Here is an 18,658-nt window from a genome sequence, read left to right on the forward strand (position 1 = left end):
TATTTCAATTCAGCTGACACATACTGAAAGCAGATTATATGCTACAAAACACTAAAATAGAAGTCAACAGCTTTTCCCCCGGCATTACCCCCTCAGATTTCAAAACAGTTACAGACCATCACGCTAAGATCTTTTTTCATGTCAGGCCTACCGGGAACGGGATTCAGAAATTTTTCTCCACGGAACTGTAAGGTTTTTCTTTTTCCAACGACTAATCTTATAAGGACCATCTTTAAGACAATTGAAATTGGGAAATTGTCGCAAAACTTCACATAGGGAGATATGTATGAAAAAAAGGATTCTCACAGGATGTATGATGCTGACAATGATGCTTTCCATCGGTTTCATGGCCATGGCCGAGGATATGCCGGGACCGGACGGTGATGCCCTCTGGCACTATATTTCCAAAGTTTCACCCTATACGGACTGGGATTACTGGCCGGACCACAAGGGTATGCAGGAAGGTCGTGCTCCCCACGCTCCCCTGCACAAGGTCTTTGTCAACAAACAGGCCCTGGAGTCAACCGGCGCCCCCCTGAAATTCGGCGCCATTGAAGTAAAGGAAAACTACAGTCCCTCCCATGAACTCAAAGCCATCACGGTTATGTACAAGATCAAAGGGTACAACCCCAAAGACGGGGACTGGTTCTGGGTTAAGTACAGCGCCCGCGGTAAAACCCTGAAAGCGGGCAAACCCGGCGGATGTATCGGCTGCCACGCAACCCGTGTTGCCAACGATTATGTTCTGGTCCACGAATTCAAATAGGGGATGACAACCTATCGCTGTCCCGTCTGCGGATACCTGCATTCAGGGAATATCAATTTCCATTTCTGCCCGGTCTGCAACAGTTCCGCCCAGGTATTCCTGCCTGACAGCACAGCGGATAATTATGGTTGCTGGGACAGTAAAACCAGGTTCCTGATCCACTCCATGGCGGCAACGGGGAAGGTCTGTCTGGAGGGTAAGGGAAGCGGCAGAAAATTCCTCTGCATGGACGACCTGCTTTTTCTCCCCTCCCAGATAGACAGGCTCCCCCTGGATGGAGAGGCGGAAGTAACAACAACTGTAATTCTTGGTAAAAAGGCGGAAATCCCGGTCACTCTCCAGACTCCCGTGCTCAATGCCGCCATGTCCTATGGAGCGTTGAGCAGGGAGGCCAAGATGGCCCTCGCCCTCGGGTCATCCCTGGCCGGGACAATCGCCAATACCGGGGAAGGTGGCATGCTGGATGAGGAAAGGCAACTTGCCGAACGTCTTACTCTCCAGTATTCCACCGGCCGGTTCGGTATCAATAAAGAGCGGCTGAAACTGGCCGATATGATAGAAATAAAACTTTCCCAGGGAGCCAAACCGGGCATGGGCGGGAAACTTCCGGGAATAAAAGTCACTGCGGAAATTGCTGCGGCAAGACATATTCCTGCAGGAGAAACGGCCCATTCCCCCGCCGTTCATCCTGACATACACAACGCGTCTGATCTTTCGGACAAAATAAAAGAACTCAGGCAGTTGACCGACGGAAAACCCATTGCTGTGAAAATTGTCGGGGGTCACCTTGAGGCGGATCTCAAGGCCATATTCCGTCAGAAAAATATCCCCGACGTCCTGGTCATCGACGGAGGTGAAGGAGGCACGGGGGCGGCCCCTGTCACCATCAAAGATCATGTGGGCCTGCCACTGATCTACTCCCTGCCCCGTACCAGTGATTTCCTTGACCGCGAAAAACTCCGTGACCGGGTTACTCTCATCTGCGCAGGTGGAATACGCCCCCCCGGAGATATTGCCAAAGCACTTGCCCTGGGGGCAGACGGTGTCTACATGGGAGGCGCCCTGAAAATCGCCCTGGGCTGCACCTATCTGCGGGAATGTCACCTCGGCAGCTGCCCCTACGGAATTGCCACACAGGATGGAAACCTCACCAGGCGGCTGCATGTGGAAAAAGCTGCGGCCAGGGTGGCCAGGTTTATTTCCGCCGCCACAGAGGAAATAAAAAATATCTGCCGGATCTGCTCAAAATCATCCATCGGTGAACTCTGTCGGGAAGACCTGGCCAGTCTTGATCCCGAACTGTCGAGAATCACCGGCATCCCCATGGCCTGAGGAACTCCGATGAAACCTTATACGGCATCATTTCTTGCCCTTTTATTCGTTCTGATCGGGGGAAGTGCCGTTTTCATCATGTTTGAAATAACCGGGCGCACTGAAGATCATGGCAATAAATCAGCATGGATCACCCTGCACAGGATACTTGGTTATCTCTATATATCACTTTTTGCCGTGATGCTGGGATTCATGATCAGCAAGGTTGCCGGACTGCAGGAAGAATTGAGTGCCAGAACGATTTTTCATATTGTGATGTCCCTGATCCTGGTCCCCCTGATTCTCACCAAGATTTTGATAGTCAAACGGCACCCGGCCCTCAGCTCACGACTTCCGATCATTGGCCTTACCATCCTGACCCTCTCCTTCGGACTGAGCGGAATCACCGCCGGCTATTATCTTCTCCACAAAAAAGATCTCACCTACACCACTCTCTCGGCCCATGATAATGATGTCCTGGACCTGGAACTGGGCAAAGCGATAATGAACAGAAAATGCGGTAAATGCCACAGTCTGGAAAGAGTGTACCGGGCCTTTAAAAGTGAAAAGGGCTGGACCGGAACTATTAACAGAATGGCGACGATGGATACACCTAACATCTCAACCTTTGATATTAAACAGGTTCTGCATTACCTGACCACCCAGCAGAAAAACCGGCAGGCTCTCACGGGAACAAATCCAATCAAACTTATCGGCAAAAGCCTTGTGACCAGAAAATGCACAGTCTGCCACACCCTGGACAGGGTTTTCAGTGCCCGGAAAACGCTTACCGAATGGACGGCCACGGTCAACAGAATGATCGCCACAATGGATGACGAAACCTTTCTTTCAAAGGATGAAAAGGCGGAAATAATAACATATTTGGGCCCAAAAAAGGAACAAGACTGATTCAAAAATGATGTGCACTACCCGTTTTCATGATATGCTGGTCAAAACTGCGTAAAACAAAAATCATGACAATGGAAAATATCCTGGAAAACAATCCACTGACATGGCTGCACAAGTATGGCGATGCTCTCTACAGTTTTGCCCGCATCCGTGTCCGTGATTCTTTTACCGCAGAGGACCTTGTTCAGGAAACATTACTTGCCGCTTACCGTTCGCGGAAAAGTTATTCAGGAAAATCTGCGGTTCAAACCTGGCTGACAGGGATTCTGAGAAATAAAATTGTCGACCACTACAGGAAATCAACTCCCGAACAGGGAGATGAAAACCTTGACAGCTTCAGCGATGACAGTCTCTTTGATGAAAGGGAGAGATGGAAAGTGAAACCGACCGACTGGTCGAAAGATCCGGCCCGGCTTTATGAAAGCAGGGAACTGCTTTCCGTTATCCACAGATGTCTGGATGAGATGCCTGAAAGCCTGTCACGAACTTACACCATGCGGGAAATGCAGGGCTTCTCAACAGACGAAATATGCAGTATGCAGAAAATTAAAAAAAACAACTGCTGGGTTATTCTCTACAGGGCAAGAATGTTGCTCAGGCGCTGTCTTGAATCAGCCTGGTTTGCCTGAAAACGGTACCGTAATGCTTCACTGGATATTAAGTTGCAGAAAAACATCAGAATTGATCTCCGAATCCATGGATCGACGGATAACCTTTTATGAAAGAACAGGAATCCGCCTTCATCTGACGATGTGTGTTCTCTGCAGACGTTACAGAAAACAACTGCTGCTTATCCGCTCACTGCTCCGCAAAGACAATTCCAACACTACCACCATCCACCACCTGTCCGAAGAAGCCCGCGAACGAATTGCAAAGGAACTGACCAATGAGACAGATTAAAGTTTTCTATTTACTGTTGCCATCGTTGTTTTATTTCTTCTCTACATCGTCCCAGGCAGCTCCGCCACCAGCACCCTCTGGTCCGGGAGATGATATCCCGCTGTTGAGTGCCGAACAGGAACAATCCCTTGATGATTCCCAGCAGAAGGCATCGAAAGTACTGGCGGACGCCGCAGACTGGATTGACTCTTTCTTTGATGATGATAGGGCCCTGGAGGAAGAGAATACCAGCAGGGGGACGTTAAAACTTCTGACGGGGTACAGCAGAAACAACAATTTTGAATTCAAACCGCGCATCAGACTGCGTATCAGGCTCCCCAAGCTAAAAAACAAGGTCCACCTGCTGATCCGGGCCTCAGACGACGATGATGAACTCAAAATAATCGACAACGAACTCACACCACACCAGGGAAGCAGGGACTCTGGCAGAAATGAACTTTCCCTGGCCATGCAATACTTCCTCAAGGAAACGGAAAAATACAATATTTCCACCACCGGCGGTATTTCCTGGAATTATGCATATGCGGGCCTTCGCTACCGCCTGTTACATAACATGAACAACTGGCAGGGTCGCTTCACCGACAGATTACGGTATTATACTGATGACGGCTGGGAAAACCGTGCTTCCTACGACCTCGAAACCCGGATCTCCGATAAGTGGCTGTTCCGCTCTACCACCTCAGTAAACCTGCTGGAAAATGAACCGGGGATCCCCCACGCCCAGCAATTCCGACTCTACCAGATCCTGCGGGAAGACAGGGCATTGATGTACGAAACCGGGTTGTATTACGGAACTGATCCAAGCCACAAACTGACTGATTTCCAAATACGGGTAAAATATCGGCAGCGTTTTTATCGTAACTGGCTCGTCCTGCAGGTCGCTCCCCAGGTAACTTTTCCGGAAGACCATGACAGAGAGGTAAACCCGGGAATCACCGTTACTCTGGAGGCGACTTTCGGCTACAACGCCAACGAAAGCATGTTTGACCAGGTCTTCAGTTTTTAGCAGGTATCACGCCGCCTTTCTCCGGCCCTGGTGGTCTCTGTCCAGATGAAAATTGATCCACGAGGAACTGCCCTTCAACTCCCACTGCCGGGGAGGAATAAACTCGCGGGACAACTGCTCCGCCTCCCCGTGTCTCTTCATACGATGATAAGCCCTTACCCAGACGCAAAGCCTGTCCTGATTGACTTCACAATAGCCGTTATTACTGCCGCCGCATGGACCATTCCGGGTATGCTTCGGGCAGCCTGACTCCGGGCAGAGGAACCCCACATGCTGTATGCCGCAGTCCCCACAGCTCTCGCAGGAAAGAAAGAGTTTCTTAAACGGATCCTCCACTACCCGTTTCAAAACCCAGGACATATTTTTCCTGTCAAGAGAACTTGAAATCTTCCTGTAAACCGGAGCCATTGCCGCGCCCTTATCAAAAAACAGGTCATGGGCCTTGCGCAGAAAAAGATAATGGCAGTTGTCGATCAGTTTGCCGTTAACCGGAGCGGACTGAGACACGGCCCCGTTTTCTTCTTCCCTTTTTTCATACAGGTAAAAGCCTTTACGTTTTTCATCAAACTCAGGGATAAACTGCTGCCAGTCGTCCTCCAACTCTTCCATCCTGTCCAGAATGGCCGCGACATCGGCAAAACTCCTGTGGATCCCTCCTATATGAATCCCCCGATAACCCAGCCCCTTCAGAACAACACCCAGCCTGGCACTTCTCTCAATGGCATGATTCATGCCCTCACCTTCCACGGACCATTCATCCATAACCCTGTTATACAGTTCTTCGGAAACATGGACTCCCGGAATCCTGCCGGCGTGCATCGGCCTGGCCGAGCGGTTGTCAAGAACATAAAGGGAGGCAAGCGCCGGTGTGCTGTCTCCCTGTTGCGCCTTATATCGCAACAGTTCCTCATACTTGCCGACATCATAACCGAGCTGGGTGATGACAAACGAACTGCCGGCCTCTATTTTTCTATCCAGCTTCTTATACTGAACCCAGGTTTCGGCTTCGGTGTATTTAAAAGGAGAAACGGCACATCCGATCTGAAAAATCTCGGAATGACCGCTTTTTATCAACCGCCGGTTAAGATCCTTCAGCATTGAAGTCAGGACAACGGAATCAAAGTCAAAGACGGGTGTTCCGCGACCGCCGAATCCTTTTCCCGAATAATCACCGGTCAGGGCCAGGATATTTTTCATTCCCATATGGGCAAGCTGCAGGGCACGGCTTTCCATCCCCACCCTGTTGGTGTCTCTGCAGGTAAAATGAACTATCACATCCAGACCGTACGACCGGATTTCACTTCCCAGGACATCAGGGCTGAGAGCCGGATTTCCACCTGGACTGTCGGTTATGGAAACAGCGGTCACTCTGCCATCTTCAGCGGCATCCCGGCAGATGGAATGTATGGTCCCGATGGACCTGCCACTTGACTCCCTCCCCGGAACCAGTTCCAGGGTGACTACAAATTTATGCGGATCTGACAGGGCATCATTTAAAGAACGCATGGCGGAATTCCTCCTGAAAAAAAACGGGAAAGCGGTTTACTGTGTACCACATAGTGGTAACATATTTTGCCGTCATTTTGGAGGAAAAATACGAAATTGTTAATTCTGAATATTGATATATTCCATTACCGAAACTGATTATTCATAGATATATTTCAGGTTCTCTCTTCAGCTGGCATATTACCTGTAACCGCTCAACAGCTCCGATAAAGTGCGGCTCGACCATCTGCTTTGCTCCTGATGGACAGTTTTTAATGCAGGCAAAACATATTATACACTGCCATCTGTCAATAACTGATACATCCGCTCTATCAATCGCTTCAGTGGGACAGACTTCGACGCAGAGACCGCATTGAATGCATTTATCCAGATCAGTCTCTGGTGTAAAAGACAAGGTTTTTCGTGCTTGTTTGAGCATCTGCAGATTTTCTGGTTCTTTATACGGAAAATTGCCAGGAACAGTAATCATCGGTAAAGAATCATCGGCATCAACCGCTTTCAGCTTATCCATAACCTTTGTTCCAAACAGTTGTGCCATCCGAATATCATCCGTATCAGGCCTTGCAGGTGCAATTGGCAGAGCAGAGCTGGAATAGGAGTGCTCAGCAACGAAAGCCCCGCCAGCAACCGGGCAAAACCCCTGAGACATTGAGATATCATGAAGTTCCAGAAGTGCATCATCATATTCACGATTCCCATACACAACCACGATTACAGCCGGTTTATCCCGCACTTTGAGGGATTTCAGAAAAGGAACAATCTCTTCGGGAACACGGCCATAATATACAGGAGCAGCGATAATTATAAGATCATGAGAAAAATCAAATGAACCGTTTTTTCGTTGGGATCGTTTAGTAAAATCCATTAATTCTATCTGCTCACACCTCATTCCCTCAGCAATGCTTTCGACAATTTTTCTGGTTGTTCCTGTCGGAGAAAAAAATAAACATCCTACTGATTTTATATTCATTTTCCTTCCCTATCGTAAACTGAATTCATGTATTAACTCTTTGGTCCTGTTTCTCTTTTAAGAGAACATCTCAGTATATTTTCTTTTTACTCTTCGATATCCTCATCGACCTTCTGAGCGCAAAAATATGTGGCAATACGTTTTAAATTACCAACAGATTACAAGCAGAGCAACCACCTTAAAAAACCGCTAAGTTTTTGCCGTCATTTTAATGCGATTGATAATAGTTATGGATTACGCAGAAAACACGTCAAAACAGGAGGTGTTAACCGCCATTTTTTTTCTATTAAAGGAGGTCAGACAATGACATTTTTTACAAAACATCATAAATAATATTGTGGAATCGATTTTCATGCCAGAAAAATGTATATCTTTGTTCTTAGCATACAGGGAAACGTGCTTATAACGTGGATTGGAAGAGAAATAGAATGAAAAAGAGATGCCCGCATCGTGGAGGTTTATTTCCAAAAGGCGGGCATGGATCAATTGTCTTGTTGTCAAAGCAATTTGCGTTGGTAAATGGTTTAGTTTTGCAGTTCCCACTGGCCTGCAGCATTTCTGCAGGCTGTAGTGTATGTTTTTTCTGTCTTTCCGTCAATGGTCGCAACAATTTCAGCCATTCTGCAAAGTCTGTCTGGTTTTGTGGCGATCGTGTATACCGGCTGCGGGGTTATTTTGTAATTATTGCCGCTATCCGGGTTTGTCCAGGTGGTGGTTTGGCCGGATTTACCAAATTCATATGCCTGGTTTAGCTCCTGCCTGTCGAATTTGTCCATTTCGTTGCCCATAATATATCCAAGCATGGTGCCAACGGCAGCACCGATGAGAGTTGCTTCTTTGTCGCGCCCAATCGCCTGGCCAATGATGGCGCCAGCGGCTGCCCCCATCACGGCACCATTTTGACCTTGGGAAAATTGGTCACCGCAGGAACTGAGACTAATAACAAGGAAAGAAAGAAGGATAAGAGTTATTTTGTTCATTTTTTCTCCTGTATAAAATATGGATATTGTAAAATGCTTTAAAAATTTACAATCATGAACTTTTTTTTGATATAAGAACTTAAATTCTTGTTGTTGTGATTGGCTTTATGTTGTACCAAGCCAAACATAATTACCCAAGCAGTAGAACAGGCAGTGGTAATGCAAAAATCAAAACGAAAACACAGCCAAATACCTTACCTGGTGATACTTAATAATAGTGTGGATACAGTTAAAAGTCTGTCTACTTTTTGTTATAGATTTGTAACTGATATTTAAAAAGACCGTAATTATCCATGAAACTCTGCCGACTAGTTGATGTGCCTGCTTTATCAGGCTAGCATACGGTCAAAAATCACTGGAAATCTCAATTGATAATGAATTCAAATGAAAAAGTTTCGGTCCAGATTATTTTCAAACCGGTACAATGTGATTTTTGAAATACGCCTGACAAAACAGGCACAACCCTAAGTCTACAAGTATCAGGCTGAGTTTAATACGTAGTCAGCAAAAGAATACAGAGATATTTTAAGGGATGGTAAACTGGCCGAAGTGGATTCACTTTTTGAAGGTAGCTATCAGTTCAATTAATTTATATGCAACAGACTCTACAGATATATTTTCATTGATTGAAATAGCAATAATTGCTTTTGTCTGTACATCATAAGCGAGAATAGCTCTGTAATTCTCTGTTCCTCCAGAATGACCTATCCAAATATTATCAGTTTGATTGAAATCATATAGCATTATTCCTCTACCATAATATAAGCCTTTGTCAAACATTGGGTACAGATCTTTCATCATATTGTGTACGTCTTTTATAGGAATTATTTTTCCTGTCAATAAAGCGCTTAAAAAAACAGCCATATCTTTTGAATTGCTTACTATACCACCTGCACCAAGAATAACGGAATAATCCTTATATATAACGGTATCTTTATCATGGGCTAAAGCTAAACTAGTATCATCTTTTGTAGGTGTTTTTAATGTTTCCAGGTTTAATGGTATAGAAATTCTATCTCTTATTTCTTGACTAAATGACTTGGATTCTATGTTCTCTATGATGAATGTTAATAATAAATAACCTGTATTGGTATACGACCAGTATTCCCCTGGTTCAAATAGATTGTCATGAGATTTCGATATCTCTATAAATTCTTCAGGACTAAATTTTTTGTTGCTTGAGTGTACATCAGGGTCGGCATTGAAAGGATAAATTCCATTGGTGTGTGTGAGTAATTGTTCTATGGATATTTCTTTAGAGTTCTGAATATCTGGAAACCATTTAGAAAGTTTGTCATCAAAAGAAAGCTTACCTTCCAAAATTAATTGATGAACGATAGTACTGGTTATTAATTTTCCCACACTGGCCCAAAAAAATACCGTAGAGCTATCAACAAGTATATTATCTGGTTTAGATATAAAACCTCTATTTGTTTCCCAAATCCCTTTATCAGGAACAAGAATTGTCGCTGAAATTCCCGCTATGTGATGCTTTAAAAAGAGATAATCCACCTTTAGATTAAATTCTTTTTCCATTGAATCATCTAATTTCTGGTTAAAAACATAACTATTGGGGGCAGGAAAAGCATCTAAAGATGGTTGCAGATGCTTAGGCAGCCCTCTATATATCGATGATCTTTGTGGTGCTATTGCACAACTTGTCATAACAGTTATTACTGATACAAAAAAACAAGCAATAATTATTCTCATATATATCCCAATTAATATATTTATAGAGTTGCAAATCAAGTTTGATTAACGGTATCCTTACTTGGTTAAAGGCTATTTTCGGTCTCGATCATACTCGTCGTATAATTTGGTGGCATTTACCATACACTCATCATATTGCGAAGGAAGAAGTTTAGAACACTCGAATCATTTGGTGATCTGAATGCCTCCATAAATGCTTCCTATTGGAGCATCCCATCAAAACGAGTAGCACTTAAAAATAAAGGTATAACTTTCATTTTTACTTGTATTACAAGTCGTTATGTGCAAGTTTTAATCGGGCATTACTCAATAATAGTGTGAATGCAGAAAAAATCTGTAGATTTTTTGTTATATATTTGTATTTCAGGACATCACATACCTGATGGCTGAATTGGTACCGGCTGGATGTTAATCGATGATATTTATGCAATAGCTGACTGAATATGGCAATCGTTGCTCTTTCTTGAGATGCACTACATTTCTATAGCATAATCACAACAGTCTTTATCTTCATCTACCGATATAGTGGTCTGAATAGTTCCCCATTCTTAGCGTTTTGAAATGAGTTATTGAGGTTATCCCTTCAGTCATTAGCCCGGGAAAGAGGTTGAACTGGGACTCAGAAAGACAATGTTACTAGAAAATCCAGATGGAACAAAATCTTTTGTGATGGAAGCTGGTAATTCCAATAATGAAGCGATGATCCTTCTGCATGGGCTTGGAGCAGATCACAAGATGTGGGAGCCACAAATCCAGATGTTTTCAAGAAATGGGTATTATGTTTTGGTTCCTGATTTATTGGGACACGGAAAATCATCCAAAGTGGATACATTAGAATTACGAGATTTTGAAAGTCAAATAATTGAAATATTAGATAAAAAAGGGTTGTCGAAATGCATTTTTGTTGGGGTAAGTATGGGGGGAGTAATCGCACAATCATTTACCATGCGTTACCCCGAAAAGGTAAGCCGGTTGATTGTATCCGATACGTTTGGGAAACTGAAAACTTTTCGGGAAAAGATTTTCGGGTTATCGCAAATGATTGGTTTTAGAGTTTGTAAAATATTGAGCAGTAGGATTTTGACAAAAGGGGTAGTATTAGCATACAATGCACCATTTGCATACAAGGCCAGAGAGTATTTTCTTCAAGTGAGTTTGCAGGTAGATATTGATCAATTGATTCTAGCAAGAAAGGCGATCAACAAAATTGATGCAATTGGAAAGATAGATGGAGATCAAATTCCTGTGCTGGTAATAGTTGGTGATCAATTCGGACAAACGTTTATAGAAACAAATCGAAAGATAGCAAATAGTATCCAACGTTCGAAATTTATAATCTTGAAGAACTCGTCAGATCCTTCCAATTTAGTAAATCCAGATGGTTTCAATCAAGTAATTTTGCAATTTCTCAGAAAACTTGTCTAACGCAGCATTTTTCCGACCCGTTTCCGACGGTAGCAAAGTGGTGTTAGATTTACAGATTTAGCATATTCGGTAGACAGACACTTCTTAATTTCAACCAACCACAGAGTGACAATACGACAGGAGTTTTTCCCCTTTCATAGCCATCTGTGAGTGAAGGTGAGATTTCAGCAATAGCAGATGCTACTCATCGGCTGGCTGACTACCTACAGTATGGTGCAGTTTCGCTTTCTTATACAACAGCGACAATGCATCTTTTTTTTTGACAGCACTTAATATCCTCCCGGGAGATATTTAGGTATTGAAAACGCTTGAAAATCAGTAGAACTAGTGGCTGCGCTCTGTGTCAATGTGAGTGAGATCGTTAAGGGTGCAAGATACAAGCTTACTCATAAGAATACAATCATGAAAATTTCACACCATAAATATTTAGCTATACTGGCACTATTATTTAGTGTTGAATTTTTTCTCCTCTCAATATCAACTCATGACAGAATGGATTGGGCTCTGGAGAATTTTCTTGCAATAATCTTTGTGATTGTTCTCGGTTTATCTTATAAAAAATTCACTTTATCAAGAATTTCCTATACCCTTATATTTCTCTTCATGTGCTTACATGAAATCGGGGCACATTATACTTATGCAAGAGTTCCATATGATCAATTTTTTATTGATACGATGGGCTTTAGTCTTAATGAATTCATGGGGTGGGAGCGCAATAATTTTGATCGTTTCGTTCATTTTTCATTTGGTGCTTTACTGGTTTATCCAATTAAAGAATTTTATTGCAGAATTGCTGATTCTAAGGGATTCTGGGCTTACTTTTTCCCATTGAAATTAACTATGGCAACCTCCATGATATTCGAATTATTTGAGTGGGGTGCAGCAGAGATATTTGGTGGCGACCTGGGGGTTGCATACTTAGGCACACAAGGTGATATTTGGGACGCCCATAAAGATATGGCACTGGCAAGTTTAGGAGCTTTTGTAGCTATGAGCATTACCCTCGCCTTTAATCTGCGCATTCAAAAAAATTTTCGTGAAGAGTGGATTGACAGCCTATCCATAAAAAACAAAAAACCTCTAGGAGAGGATGAAATTATGCGTCTCATTCAAAGTAAAGATGAACAATAATGTATTATTTCAAAATCATAGTGAATTAATCCTCGTACCGAGATAAATCCGAAACTTTAGAACGGATAATTGCTGAAATTGATTCATGTAATCCCATGGGTGTGAGAGTAGTCTTGCTTAAGTTCCAGTGGCTCAAAGCCTAGTTGGTGTCTGTCTAGAAATGAGGATTTTTTTTCGAGCAATGCAGATATCGGCAAAAAGACCAACTATGGACAGGCACAAACTATTTGTTCAGAGAATAATTCATTTATCTATAGTCGAACGGGCATATAGAAAAACGGTTTCCACAACTACATTTTTCCAGCAGAATTATTCAAAAATCGAAAATTTTACAATAATTCTGAAAAATCTCATGAGAGAAAACCACTTTCCCCGGCAAAATCCTCAATAATCCATTTTACTGCATCAATTCCTGTTCATATCTTACCATGGAAGTAAAGTTTATCCGGGTCATTGCAGCTCCAGTTACCGAAGCCAGATAATTGCTCCCAGGCACTCCAGCTTTTCACGGTCTCTTTTATCCGCATAGGTGGCCTATAGCGGAGAAGAGCCTGCAAAAATCTGTGGCTCCTGTGAGGAATTACAAAGACAAGGGATATCAGCACCACCGCTCTTCTTCTTTATCTACTCTCCAGTATATCCACAAACACCAGCCCGTGGAGAATTGACAACTGGAAGAAACATTTCATCATTACATTCGTGTTTCTGAGCACATTTTTGACATAACCAACCTTCGCCTTCCCACTGGCATTGTACACAAATTATTTCAGCCTGATTTTTGCTGCATTCATCGCATAAAATTGGGGGCTGGGTATTACGGGAAATTATCTGTATGTTTTTGTTTACCCCCATTGAACCACTATAAATATCGATATTTTTTACGGTGAGTTCTGTTGTATCACCGAAGTCATACATATATCCAAGCGCTACTCCCGGCTCAAAAATTTCATTGATCTTCTTTTCCATATTTATTTCAGCTCTCAGGGCGGAATGCATAAATGAACTCATATGACCGCAGCACTCAAGCCAAATGTCTCTGAGAAAATTATCCAGGTCTTCAAGGTGTGCGTTTTCTGCAATGAGGATATGGAGAAAATAGTCTGGATTGTAAGTGGCATGGATATGTAAATAGTAAAGCTTTTTTACTTTTCCCTTTGAATTTGAATTGAAATATTTCCCAAGACAACTTTTGATATGCCTTGCCATTCCAGAACGAGAAAATTCGCCGTCACATATTGTACAGGTAGATTTGGTTGATTGAGATTCCATTGGTTTTATATGTTTTATTTTGAGAAACATTACCGAGCCACGGTTGCAAGGATTGGAGCCTTATAACAACTCCATGGTCTTTATTTGTAATCCATTGGAACAATTAAGTAAATATTTTGACAGGATTTTTCTGTAATTTGGGAAAATTTAATTCTGCAAACCACCTGTGGCCAATTACGCTCAGGCATAAGCCAGAAAAACACCGGTGAAAACTGGTGATTGAAGCATACTGGTGGTAGAATAGAGAGAAATTTCTGTTTTTCAAATATCAAACTCAAATCCCCCATAATCATGCAAGACGAACAGTTTGACTTCATCATTATCGGTACCGGCCCTGCAGGTCTGGCGGCTGCAATTATGGCCGCGAAATCCAATAAGCGTGTGCTTGTCCTTGAAAAAGAGGGGTCCCTTGGCGGTGTCTGTGTCAATACAGGTACATTCCCCAGCAAAACATTGCGGGAAGCCGTCCTTCACCTGACCGGTCATCTGAAGAGAAAGGTCTTTGAAGATGATTACTGTTCCACCCGGGATGCAGAAATCTCCATGGCCAAACTGCAACAGCGGCTCCATCATGTCCGCCAGGAAGAACACGCGATCATCTCCAGCCGGTTGAAGCGTCACAGGATCAGGATTATCCGTGGACATGCCTCCTTTATTGATAAAAACAGGATCAGAGTTGAGCAGCTAGGTAAAAATAAACCACTTGAAGTCTGCGGTCGGCGAATTTTGATCGCCACCGGCTCAAAGCCCCGCAATCCGGCCGATATCCCTTTTGACCACCGGGTTATTGTCGATTCCAGCTCTATTCTGAATATCGAAAGTATCCCCCAGACGCTGATCATCCTTGGCGGCGGGGTTATCGGCTCGGAATACGCCACCATCTTTGCCGCCCTTGGTGTGAAGGTGACCCTGCTTGACCGGGGTGACCGACTGCTGAAATTTCTTGACGAGGAAATTTCCAGCCATCTGAGAGAAAACTTCCCGAGAGGCAATATCGACTATATCAACAACTGCGGGAATTTTTCCATAGAACGCACCGGCAAAGGCGCCCTGCTCAGGCTCAACAGCGACCGTGAAATCATGGCGGACTGCCTGTTCTTTGCCCTGGGAAGAGAAGCGAACACGGAAAACCTTGCCATTGAAAATGCCGGGATCGAACTGAACAGCCACCGCTATATAGAAGTCAACGAACTCTACCAGACCAACCACTCGCATATCTATGCCGTGGGTGATGTAATCGGCTGGCCGAGCCTGGCCGCCACTTCCATCATCCAGGGCAGGCTGGCCGCCATGCATGCCCTGAAACTACGGGCGGAAACCTTCCCCAGGATTTTTCCTTTCGGTATCTACACTATTCCTGAAATCTCCTTTATCGGCATCACTGAAGAGGCGGCAAGGCAGAAAGGCTATAAAATCGTCATTGGAAAATGCATGTACCATGAGCTGCCCAGGGGCCAGATATCCGGTGAATGCGAGGGAATGTTGAAGATGATCGTCCACCGGGATACAAGGGAAATCCTCGGTGTTCATATCCTCGGCGGAGGAGCCACTGAAATTATTCATATTGCCCAGATGGCCCTTCTCCACAACGCGAAAATTGATCTGTTCATCGATTCCATCTTTAATTACCCCACGTACTCGGAAGCCCTGAAAATTGCCGCCCTGTCCGCTTCCGACCAGATCGACACCCCTGCCGGCTGAGTCCTTTGTACAAAATGATACAATCAGTAACACTTTGACAACAGACAGATCCGCATAACTCTGTCATTATGGAGTTCCCCCGGTTGAGCAGACTTTCTGCTCAACTATGATCCTGGTTTGAGGGCTGTTCGCCCTCAATGAATACACTCCTGTGCCGCCCCCGGCACATGTGCCCTCAAATCAGGATCCCTTTTACCCTTCCATCCCCGACGGCTCTGTTATTCTTTCTGAAAATAAAAAAAATCAGCCATGATCGTATGCCTTCAGGCAGAAGGCACAGCCATCGTACCCAAGGTTTATTCCCTCTTCGATGGAGTCGTAATACCGCATATTCCAGGTGGCCATCCGCTTCACCCACTGGCAGGTCGACCGGTGCAGTTCCTTTGTTTTATGATTGCCTATATATTTTGGATAAGCATCAAGATCCGTACGGTATACATTCATTTCCGGATCACCCGTCAAAGTCTGCTCGAATATTGTCCATATTTTGTAGAGCCTACCGTTGGAGTCACCGGCAAGATAGCAGCGTGAATCGTTGAGCGTGGCCAGGTTTCTCGTGTATTTCATCGCCTTGAAAAAGGCGAGCCTGAAATCGTCCCCCACGCCAATCCAACTGTAGCGGCTGTTTCCCACGTATGCCACGGCGCCTCCACGCGGGTAAGTCACAAGCTTTTCTCCTATGGCATCGTCCACATCAAACCTGTTGGTCAAACAGGAATCGGCCACGGCAATAAAGGTATTATCGCCATTTGTCAGGTTATTCATCAACCCCGCGTTCAGGTGAGCCACTCCTCCGGAAGATCCATGGCCGGTCAGGCTGACAAAATGAGGTCCTTCGTTCAACCCGTCTTCCAGGTTTTCACTGGTCAGCGTCTTCAGCCCAGCTCCCGAGAGGGTGCCGCCCGGCGTGTCGGTCACATCCGAATAGAGCCGCTGTACCTGATTGATCCGGCCAAGATTGCTGCGCACCCAGGCACGTAACTCTTCCTGCTGGGTGACGGAAGAGTCCGCCCCCTCCTTATCCACATCGTAGCGAAGAGGTGAAATATCCGCATCCGGACCATAGACGACCACCCACTCGGTGGGAACCGGCAGTCTGAATTTAAAAAATACCAGGTCAATTTCGATACAACTCGGGCTGAGACTGTGAGCCGATTGCGCGTAATACCAGCCGGGATTATTCCTGTCGGCTTCAAGAGAAAAATGCAGCACCTTTCTCGACACATCGCTGAAGTGGCATATTATTTTTGCCGCAGCATTTTTCTTTGCAAATTGCCCGGCATGGAGAAGCGCATAACCGCCAGCCTGATCGGTAGAAAAATGCCCGTTATCCGGAGGCATGCTGTTGCCCGGTTGCGGCGTGAGGGTATGAAAATAACGGGCCCAGTGCTCCGCCACAAAGAGCATCTTTTTAAAGCGGTTATACTGACTAATCCGATGACTGTCCCCCCAGTTATCATAGGTGATGACCTTATCCACAAAGGTTTTTGCCTCGACAACGCTCTCCACCGGTGCCCTGCCGACACCCACGTCCACGGAAAAATCCACCCCGTCCAGGGAGATATTGTCATGACTGTGCTGGCCGTACAGTCCATTATTCAGCAGATCCCAGTCGTGAAGACCTGGCCGGTTATACAGATTGCTGTACAGGCTTGAAAAATACATATCCGTCGGAATCATATTGGTCGATGTGTACCAGACCATGATTTCATCAACCACCGCTTTCGGGCCGTTAACCCTGATCCAGCCGGTGCGAACCGCGCTTCTGACGGAAAATGTCGAATCGGTGGTATGATACCAGCCCGGTGTTGTGGAATCTGATGTGCCGCCGGGATCAAAAGGAATAGCCTCACCAGTCCTGTAATTGGTCAGGTGATCATCCACATGACCGAAATCCCTTTCATCCACATGCATGGCAAGGTAGGTGCCCTTCCACTCCGACTTATTTTTTTTATCAAGTGAGCCCTTTTCAATACGGCCCCAGGCACACCCGCAGACCAGCCGGGGTGGAATAATGCTGACATCCCCGCCAAGCAACAACCATTCCACTCCCCTGGAGGCCACAAAATGTTTAAGGAAATTGCGGATTACCTCCTGCAGGTCACGGGTACCGGCAGTAAATTCCCCGTAACTGCCGTCGACAATGTCCCTTATTCTGGCCACATGGATACGGTATCCTCTTTTTTTCTTATGGGACGCCAGCCTTTTAAATTCCGTCACCAGGTCCCCGGCTGAACCGGTGGTCGTCATGGTCTGATCATCCCATTTATCATTATCCGTCAGTATCAGATAATCCACCCGCCTGGGGACAGGAAGGGGTGGTGCCCCGATTCTTGTTATACGGCCTGGAATATCCACCGGCTCCGGCAGAACCTCCGCCGTTTTTTTCACCTTTTTCAAATGCAGAGGTGTCCTGCGGACCAGGTCAGGATTAACCACCATTTCATGGACAATGGAGTGTTCCCGGTACCTCTGGTGGTAGGTGATCTGCGGCTTGATATAAACATCGTCATCCTGTTCAAGGGAAAGGGTGAGAATGCAGTGTTCTATCATCCGTACTGTGCCGTCACTGTCGTAGCCCAGAGGAAAAACCTCCACCACGGCAACAGGGAAATTACCGATATGCAGCACCTGCCCCATAACACCAATATCACCTTTTGCGGCCATGGCACTTCGATATAATTTTTCGTCAGGCAGAACCTGGTCTGCCCTGTTTTTTTCACGCATGAACGGACTGACAGGAGGTTGAATGCAGGCGACAAATGTCTTGCCCTGGGTTACCGGCAAATCATTGACCACCTTGACCCGCAGTTTCACCGGCCGCATTTTCGGAGGCAGGGCAATTTTTAGCTTTTTTACAGGAAAGGCCGGGGCCCCTGGCAGTCCTTCAATCCGGCACCCCCTGAGGGTAAACTTCGTGCCTGCAATGGTCTCATTCACTGTCAGATCATCTCGTTGAAAAAAAAGATGCTGGGTAATCTTTTTCATAACTGCCCCCCGGTAGAAAGGAACCCCGATACAGGGTCCCAGATAAAAAAGAATGGAAAATGCTGCAAACAGTAATCCATATCTCT

The 18,658-nt window shown here is 45.1% G+C and carries 15 protein-coding genes; 9 read left to right on the forward strand and 6 right to left on the reverse strand.

Features of this window, described 5'->3' with window-relative positions:
• Positions 1 to 286 precede the first annotated feature (286 nt).
• From ACXLDX_RS13090 to ACXLDX_RS13115, 6 genes are read left to right on the forward strand one after another with little or no spacing between them, the layout of a single operon-like run.
• Positions 287 to 766, forward strand: coding sequence for a cytochrome P460 family protein (locus ACXLDX_RS13090; RefSeq protein WP_457577634.1), 480 nt, complete (start codon positions 287 to 289; stop codon positions 764 to 766).
• Between the two features lie 3 nt (positions 767 to 769).
• The gene (locus ACXLDX_RS13095) at positions 770 to 2,098 is read left to right on the forward strand and encodes a glutamate synthase-related protein (protein WP_457577635.1); all 1,329 of its coding nucleotides are present in this window, start codon (positions 770 to 772) and stop codon (positions 2,096 to 2,098) included.
• A 9-nt stretch (positions 2,099 to 2,107) separates the two neighbouring features.
• Positions 2,108 to 2,986: a hypothetical protein gene (locus tag ACXLDX_RS13100; protein ID WP_457577636.1), complete on the forward strand. Its 879-nt coding sequence runs from the start codon at positions 2,108 to 2,110 to the stop codon at positions 2,984 to 2,986.
• Positions 2,987 to 3,015: 29 nt separating this feature from the next.
• Positions 3,016 to 3,615 (forward strand): sigma-70 family RNA polymerase sigma factor, encoded by a 600-nt coding sequence (locus ACXLDX_RS13105; RefSeq protein WP_457577637.1) that lies wholly within the window; start codon positions 3,016 to 3,018, stop codon positions 3,613 to 3,615.
• 13 nt (positions 3,616 to 3,628) lie between these two features.
• Positions 3,629 to 3,886 (forward strand): anti-sigma factor family protein, encoded by a 258-nt coding sequence (locus ACXLDX_RS13110; RefSeq protein WP_457577638.1) that lies wholly within the window; start codon positions 3,629 to 3,631, stop codon positions 3,884 to 3,886.
• Positions 3,873 to 4,892 (forward strand): hypothetical protein, encoded by a 1,020-nt coding sequence (locus ACXLDX_RS13115; RefSeq protein ID WP_457577639.1) that lies wholly within the window; start codon positions 3,873 to 3,875, stop codon positions 4,890 to 4,892. The genes ACXLDX_RS13110 and ACXLDX_RS13115 overlap by 14 nt, the downstream gene beginning before the upstream one ends.
• Before the next feature lie 6 nt (positions 4,893 to 4,898).
• Here ACXLDX_RS13115 and ACXLDX_RS13120 read toward each other — a convergent pair whose 3' ends face one another.
• From ACXLDX_RS13120 to ACXLDX_RS13135, 4 genes are all read right to left on the reverse strand, one after another.
• Positions 4,899 to 6,398, reverse strand: coding sequence for a methylenetetrahydrofolate reductase C-terminal domain-containing protein (locus ACXLDX_RS13120; protein WP_457577640.1), 1,500 nt, complete (start codon positions 6,396 to 6,398; stop codon positions 4,899 to 4,901).
• A gap of 142 nt (positions 6,399 to 6,540) precedes the next feature.
• Positions 6,541 to 7,368, reverse strand: coding sequence for an EFR1 family ferrodoxin (locus ACXLDX_RS13125; RefSeq protein ID WP_457577641.1), 828 nt, complete (start codon positions 7,366 to 7,368; stop codon positions 6,541 to 6,543).
• A gap of 524 nt (positions 7,369 to 7,892) precedes the next feature.
• Positions 7,893 to 8,348, reverse strand: coding sequence for an RT0821/Lpp0805 family surface protein (locus ACXLDX_RS13130; RefSeq protein WP_457577642.1), 456 nt, complete (start codon positions 8,346 to 8,348; stop codon positions 7,893 to 7,895).
• 555 nt (positions 8,349 to 8,903) lie between these two features.
• The gene (locus tag ACXLDX_RS13135) at positions 8,904 to 10,058 is read right to left on the reverse strand and encodes a serine hydrolase domain-containing protein (RefSeq protein ID WP_457577643.1); all 1,155 of its coding nucleotides are present in this window, start codon (positions 10,056 to 10,058) and stop codon (positions 8,904 to 8,906) included.
• A 630-nt stretch (positions 10,059 to 10,688) separates the two neighbouring features.
• Here ACXLDX_RS13135 and ACXLDX_RS13140 point away from each other — a divergent pair.
• On the forward strand, positions 10,689 to 11,483 hold the full coding sequence (locus ACXLDX_RS13140) for an alpha/beta fold hydrolase (protein ID WP_457577644.1): 795 nt from the start codon (positions 10,689 to 10,691) through the stop codon (positions 11,481 to 11,483).
• 402 nt (positions 11,484 to 11,885) lie between these two features.
• A complete protein-coding gene (locus ACXLDX_RS13145) occupies positions 11,886 to 12,614 on the forward strand; it encodes a DUF2238 domain-containing protein (RefSeq protein WP_457577645.1) in 729 nt (242 codons plus the stop codon).
• Positions 12,615 to 13,238: 624 nt separating this feature from the next.
• Here the strand turns inward: ACXLDX_RS13145 and ACXLDX_RS13150 are convergent.
• Positions 13,239 to 13,913: a hypothetical protein gene (locus ACXLDX_RS13150; protein ID WP_457577646.1), complete on the reverse strand. Its 675-nt coding sequence runs from the start codon at positions 13,911 to 13,913 to the stop codon at positions 13,239 to 13,241.
• Positions 13,914 to 14,102: 189 nt separating this feature from the next.
• Here ACXLDX_RS13150 and sthA point away from each other — a divergent pair, with 189 nt between their 5' ends.
• Entirely contained in the window at positions 14,103 to 15,584 is a 1,482-nt protein-coding gene (gene sthA, locus ACXLDX_RS13155) for a Si-specific NAD(P)(+) transhydrogenase (RefSeq protein ID WP_457577647.1), read from the forward strand.
• 243 nt (positions 15,585 to 15,827) lie between these two features.
• Here the strand turns inward: sthA and ACXLDX_RS13160 are convergent, their stop codons facing one another.
• A complete protein-coding gene (locus tag ACXLDX_RS13160; protein WP_457577648.1) occupies positions 15,828 to 18,572 on the reverse strand; it encodes a C25 family cysteine peptidase in 2,745 nt (914 codons plus the stop codon).
• Positions 18,573 to 18,658: the final 86 nt, after the last annotated feature.

The organism is Desulfomarina sp. (assembly GCF_054039375.1).